Source organism: Streptomyces sp. B1866 (assembly GCF_031932565.1).
In the GTDB taxonomy this organism is placed as follows: Bacteria; Actinomycetota; Actinomycetes; order Streptomycetales; family Streptomycetaceae; genus Streptomyces.
On the sequence record NZ_JAVSCF010000329.1, the window covers coordinates 1 to 6,044 of the forward strand.

Consider the following 6,044-nt stretch of genomic DNA (forward strand, 5'->3'; position numbering starts at 1 on the left):
CGGCCGCGCCCGGCCCGGGGCGGCCCGGCGCCGCGGGACGCGCCCCGGGGCGGCCCGCCCCCGCGGCACGCGCGTGTCGGGCGTACGCGCGTCCCGGGACGGCGTGCCGAGTCACCGTCGAGCCGCCTTCGAGCCGCCGCCGGGACACTCGCAGCAGTCGGCCCGTTCGGCGTGCGGCCCGCCCTTCGACGCCAGGGAGACCTCGATGCCCCGACCCGCGAGTCTTGCCGACGCCCTCATGGAGCGGGCCGCGCGGTGCGGCGGCAGTCCGGCGGTGGCCGTCCCCGGCGAGGGCGACGGCGGCGCCGAGCGGCGCGTGGCCTACGCCGAGCTGGACGCCCGCGCCCGCGCGGTGGCCGCCTGGCTGCGCACCCACAGCGCGCCGGGCCGCCGCGCCATGATCGCCATGGACTGCGGGCCGCACGCCGCGACCGCGCTCCTCGGCTGCCTGTACGCGGGCGTGGTCGCCGTCCCGGTGCCCGCGCCCGCCCCGTCCCGTACGGCGGCGGAGCGGACCGCCGCCATCGCCAAGGACGCCGGCGTGGACCTCGTACTGACCGAGAACGCGCACGCCACCGAGACCTCGCGGCGGCTGTCGCTCGCGGGCCGGTGCCCCACCTGCCTGGCCGTCGACGGGCTGCGCTCCGGCCGGGCCGCCGAGGGGCCCCGGCAGCCGCCGCGGGTGACCGCCGACAGCCTGGCGATGCTCGCCTACGACTCCGGGCCCGCCACCGCCCCGCGCGGGGCGGCGCTGACCCACGGCAACCTGCTCGCGGCCATGGCCGCCCTGCGCCAGGCCCTGGGCAGCGGGCCGCGGTCGCGGATCGGCGGCTGGCGGCCGCGGCACCACGCGCTGGGACTCGTCGGGCAGGTGCTGCACCCGCTGTGGCTGGGGGCCACGGCCGTGCTGCTGCCGGCCCGTCAGCTCGGCGAGCCGGCCGCCTGGCTGCGGGCGGTCGGCCGGCACCGCGTCACCGAGACCGCGGCCGGCGACTCCTTCTACGCCCGCTGCGCCGCCGAGCTGACCGACGACCAGCTCGCGGGCGTCGACCTGTCCGCGTGGCGGACCGCGCTGAACGCGGGCGAGCCGGTCTCCGCGGCCACCATGGCGGCCTTCGCGCGCCGCTGCGCGGCGGCGGGGCTGCGCCCGGGCACGCTGGTCGCCGGGTACGCGCCGGCCGAGGCGGCGCCCGTGCTCACCGCCGCGGGCCGCCCGGCGGCCGGCACCGAGCTGCGGGTGGTCGACCCGCTGACCCACGGCGGACTGCCGGACGGCGCGGAGGGCGAGATCTGGATGCGCGGGCCCGCGGTGGCCACCGGGCACTGGGGACGGCCGCTGGACACCGCGCACCTGTTCGCCGCCCGCACGGCGGACGGCGCCGCGGGCTACCTGCGCACCGGCGACCTCGGCGTCGCGCGCGGCGGCGGGGTGCTCGCCACCGGCCGGGTGCGCGACACCCTGCTGGTGGAGGGCGTCGCCGTACACCCGCAGGACGTGGAGCGCGAACTGCTGCACTGCGGGCGGCCGCTGGGCTCGGCCCGGGTGTTCTGCGCCGGGCCGGGCGCGGGGCAGCTGGTGGTGGTCCAGGAGGTGCGCACCGCGGGCGCGCCGCGCGCCGGGCTGCCCGGCCTGGCGGCGGCGGTACGGGCCCGGGTGGCGGCGGAGTTCGGGGCCCGTACGGGCGCGGTGCTGCTGGTCCGGCCGGGTACGGTGCGGCGGGGTGACCGCGGGAAGGTCGGGCGCTCGGCGCTGCGTGAGCAGTTCCTGCGCGGGGAGGTCCGGGCGCTGCACGCGGAGTTCGCGCCGGGACTGAGCGACATCCCGCTCTACGGGGGCGCGGCCTGAAGGTGGCGCACACCGCTCACTGAAGCGCGCGCCCGGCGCATGGCGGGCGAGCGCGGCGCATGCGCCGGAGGAGCGCCGGTTCCCGCTCCATGGCGCGGTGTGGCCCGATTCCGTGGGCACCCGTCGGAAAGTGTGCGAACCCCATGCTGACGGCATCCGGACAGGACGCGGGCAGCGGACGGACGGCAGTCAGGCAGCGGACTGGCGGAAAATAATACCGTATTCAGTCGAATTCACGTTCGTATCGCGGCGGTGAACCGCGAAAGTTAATCCAGAGTAATCGAACTGAGGGGCGGTCGGGGCGCGCGGGCGGTGGCGGCCGGTGCGCGCGGGCCGCAGAATCCCGGATTAGGTCGCGAATTCCCTGCGGTGTCGCCCGGGATTTGGGAATAATCGTATGCAGGGGAACGACAGGGGGCTGGAAGAGGCAGGGACACGTGATCAGGGTGCTCATAGTCGAAGACATGCACATGCTGCGCAAGGCACTGGTCGCCCTGCTGGAGCTCGAACCCGACATCGAGGTCGTGGCCGAGTTCTCCAGTGGTACGGAAATCCTCCCGCGCGCACGGGAGCTCAGGCCGGACGTGGCGGTGCTCGACATCGACCTGCCCGGCCTGGACGGGCTGACCGCGGCCGCCGAGCTGCACACCGCCGTGCCGGAGTGCCGGACCATAGTCCTCACCAGTCTGGGCAGGCCGGGCAACCTGCGCCGGGCGCTGGCGGCCCACGTGGCCGGCTTCCTGCTGAAGGACAGTCCGCCCGACACGCTCAGCGGCGCGATCCGCGCGGTGACGAAGGGCGAGCGGGTGATCGACCCGCAGCTCGCCCTCGCCGCCCTGGACGACAAGCCGCAGCCGCTCACCCCGCGCGAACAGGAGGTGCTGGTGCTCGCCTCGGAGGGCGAGGGCTCGGCGCAGATCGCCGCCAGGCTCTACCTGTCGGTGGGCACGGTGCGCAACTACCTCACCTCCGTGGTCACCAAGCTCAACGCGCGCAACAGAGTGGACGCCATCCGCATCGCCCGCGAGTCGGGCTGGCTCTGAGCGGGCGGCCCGCGGCGGCCGGGTCGTCCGGCCCGGCCGCCGCGGGTCACGCCCGTACGGCCGAGCCGCACTCGTCCTCCGTACCGCGGTCCGGGCCGTCTCCGCGCCTCGGACCGCCCGTGCGCCCGGTGCGCCCCCTGGCGTGCCCGGTGCCGTCCGCCCGCCCGGTGCCGTCCGCGGCGCTCTCGCCGCCGCCCGGGGCGCCGTCGGGCGCGTCGGCGCCGGCGGCGGCCTCGTCCGCGAGGTCCGCGGACAGCTCCACCTCCGCGCGCAGCTCGAACCACCCGTCGTCGCGCAGCCCGGCCCGCAGCCGCCCGCCGAACCTGGCCACGCGCGCGGTGAGGTTGTCCAGGCCGCTGCCGCCGCCCGCCCGGCCCGCGTCGTCGGCTCCGGCCGGCCCCAGGATGGTGGTCTGCCCGCCCACCCCGTCGTTGGCGAGCACCAGCCGGATCCGGCGCCCGACGCGGCGCGCGTCGATCACGCAGTGCTCGGCGTGGCTGTGCCGCAGCACGTTGGTCAGGCCCTCCCGCAGCACGCTCGCCAGCACGGTGTCCACCCGGTCGGGCAGCCGGCCGCAGTCGAGGCGCACGGTGGTGCTGATGCCGACCGCGGCGAGCATCGACTGGGCCGTACGCGCCTCCCCGGCCAGCGACATCATGCGATAGCCGCTGGCCACCGCCCGTACGTCCGCGAGCGCCTGACGGGACGTGCGCAGGATCTCCGACAGCTCCTGCCGGGCCCGCGCGTTCTGCTGGGGCACGAGCCGGTGCACCAGCTCGCACTTGAGGGTGATGGTGGACAGGCTGTAGCCGAGCAGGTCGTGCAGGTCGCGGGAGAACCGCAGCCGCTCCTGCGAGACGGCCATCCGCGCCAGCTCCGCGCGCGAGTGCGTCACCTCCTCGACCATGCCGGTGAGCCGGGACAGGCCGAAGACCACCAGGCCGGTCAGGGCGGTGGACACGGTGGTGTACGCGACCTCGCCCCACCCGAACCCGACCCGGAACAGCACCGCGTCGGTGCCCGCCAGGACGGCCCCGTACACCGCCCACCCCAGCGGTCTGCCCAGCACCAGCAGCGAGGAGCCCGCCAGGAACCCCGGCATGCCCAGCCACGCCTCCTTGAAGGCCAGGAAGGGCAGGAAGGTCAGCAGCGCCTGAAGGCCCAGGGTCCGACGCCTCGCGCCGCTGAGCCGCGGCGCGAGGCCGGGGAAGGAGTGCGCCAGCTGGAGCCCGAGCAGGACGCCCTGCACCACCAGCAGGCACAGCATGGTCAGCGCGGTACTGACGGCCCGCACCCTGGGGTGCGCGTCGACGGTGTAGACGACCGCGACGCAGAAGTACCCCAGGAGCACCACCACCGTGATCGCCATGGCGAGGCGCGGTGCGAGGACGTCGTCGCGAGGGTGAGTCGGCACTTTCCCGTGATCGTCGGCCAAAGCGCTCCCCTGCACTTGTCCTCCGAATCGTCGGGGTCTGTTTTGGGTGGCTTGTCGGTGTCTTGCCCGAGAGTATCCGACCTTCACCGACGGGCGTAGCGGAGGAAGGGGATACACACAGCGTACGGAGGGGCACAAGGGGTCACAGGAAGAGCGGTGTGGGGTTCAGACGCTCGTACGGCGTCGGCCGCGCCACCCGCCCCAGGTCCACCGGCACGTCGAACAGGCGGCCCGGCGCGAACCGGGCCCAGTGCGGCCGCAGACCGGGGACGAGCACCTTTGCCACCGGCAGGCCGACGTCAGGCCGCGTCTGGTCCAGGGCCAGCAGCTCCAGACCGCGCTCGCGGGTCAGGTCGAGCGCGCGCGCCACCCCCTCGCGCGCCACGGCGTGCCGGTCAGCCCGTGCGCCCCTCCAATGGATCCGTGCGCCCCCAGGGCCTACGGGCACGCCCCCCGGATCGGGGGTGATATAGGGCTGGTTGGCAATCGTGGCGGTACGGAACCAGCGCAGCGCCTCCGGCTCGGCGGGGCCGTAGCCGGTGCCGTCGCGACGGGCCTCCACCACCACCGGCAGCATCTGGTTCAGCTCGGCGAGCGCGTGGCGCAGGGCCGCGTGCCGGTCGAAGCGCGCGCCGAAGCCCATCGTGATGTCCTCGGCGGGCTTGTCCGTGCGCCGGGACAGGGCGGCCACCACCGGGATGCCGAAGTCCGACGTCAGGTCCAGGGCCCACACCTCGCGGCGCAGCCCGGCGTGCACCCGCCGCAGCTCGGCGATCCACGGGTCGCCGAACGCGTCGAGGTCCACCGCCGGCTGCCGGGTGCGGTTGTACCACCACAGCGCCACCGCGTCCCGCTCCACCAGCTCCAGGAAGCCCCGCAGCACCGCGTCCGCCAGGCTGCGGCCCGCCGCCGCGCCGCACGAGTCGGCGCGGCAGTAGCGGCGGCCCGCGGCCTGCGGCGCGCCGTGGTAGAGCAGGGCGGTCGGCACCAGCCGGTGCCGCTCCGCGGTGAGCGACCACACCGGCGTCCAGCAGATCTCCGCGTCCTCGTCGAACGGGTCGCAGGGCCGGTGGCGGGGCGCGTACGCCGCGTGCGCCCCCTCGGCCGTACGGTCCTGGAACTGGCGCGCCGCGAACAGCTGCACCGAGTCCGGGTGCACCGCGGCCTCGGGCCCCAGGTCCCGGTAGCGGGCGCGCCGCCGCGGCTCGTCGCCCTGGAAGTGGCCGCTGTAGTGCTCCAGCGCCTCGCACAGGGCGCCGGCCCGGGCCTCCTCGGCGGTCGCGCCCTTGCCGTGCGCGGCGGCCCGCAGCCCGGCGCGCACGGCTTCCAGACCGCCGTGCGCGCCGCCGTGCGTGCCGGCGTGGGCGTACGACGGGTGGTCCGCGTGGAAGCTGTTGAGGAACGCGGGCCCGCGCGGGTCGCGGCGGATGCCGGTCACCAGCCCGGTGACGCGGTCGACCAGGTGCCCGTACGCGGCCAGGACCGCCGCGGCCGAGGCGCCCGCCTCGCGCGTGGCCGGGCCGTGGTCCGCCGTGGCGGCGCCGTCCGGCGCGGCGCCGGTGCCCTGGGCGGCGCCCTGGTCCGCGGCGTCCTGGCCTGCGGCGCTGTGGTCGGAGGTGCTGCGGTCTGGGGCGCTGTGGTCGGGGGTGCTGTGGTTCGGGGCGTTGTGGTTCGGGGCGCCGCCGCTGGTGGCGGCCGCCGCGCCGCCCCTGGCGCCGTC

4 protein-coding genes are annotated in these 6,044 nt (G+C 76.4%); 2 read left to right on the forward strand and 2 right to left on the reverse strand.

What is annotated here, in order from left to right; genetic code table 11:
* The first annotated feature begins 205 nt into the window (after positions 1-205).
* Together RKE29_RS27210 and RKE29_RS27215 are read left to right on the forward strand one after the other, a co-directional pair.
* Positions 206-1,846 (forward strand): AMP-binding protein, encoded by a 1,641-nt coding sequence (locus RKE29_RS27210; protein WP_312008321.1) that lies wholly within the window; start codon positions 206-208, stop codon positions 1,844-1,846.
* A gap of 437 nt (positions 1,847-2,283) precedes the next feature.
* Positions 2,284-2,889, forward strand: a complete 606-nt coding sequence (locus RKE29_RS27215) for a response regulator transcription factor (protein ID WP_312008322.1) — start codon at positions 2,284-2,286, stop codon at positions 2,887-2,889.
* Between the two features lie 46 nt (positions 2,890-2,935).
* On the opposite strand, the gene RKE29_RS27220 is transcribed toward RKE29_RS27215, so the two are convergent.
* Entirely contained in the window at positions 2,936-4,303 is a 1,368-nt protein-coding gene (locus RKE29_RS27220; RefSeq protein ID WP_312008323.1) for a histidine kinase, read from the reverse strand.
* Between the two features lie 163 nt (positions 4,304-4,466).
* Positions 4,467-6,044, reverse strand: a 1,578-nt coding sequence (locus tag RKE29_RS27225; RefSeq protein WP_312008324.1) for a YcaO-like family protein, incomplete at its 5' end; no start/stop codon positions are given.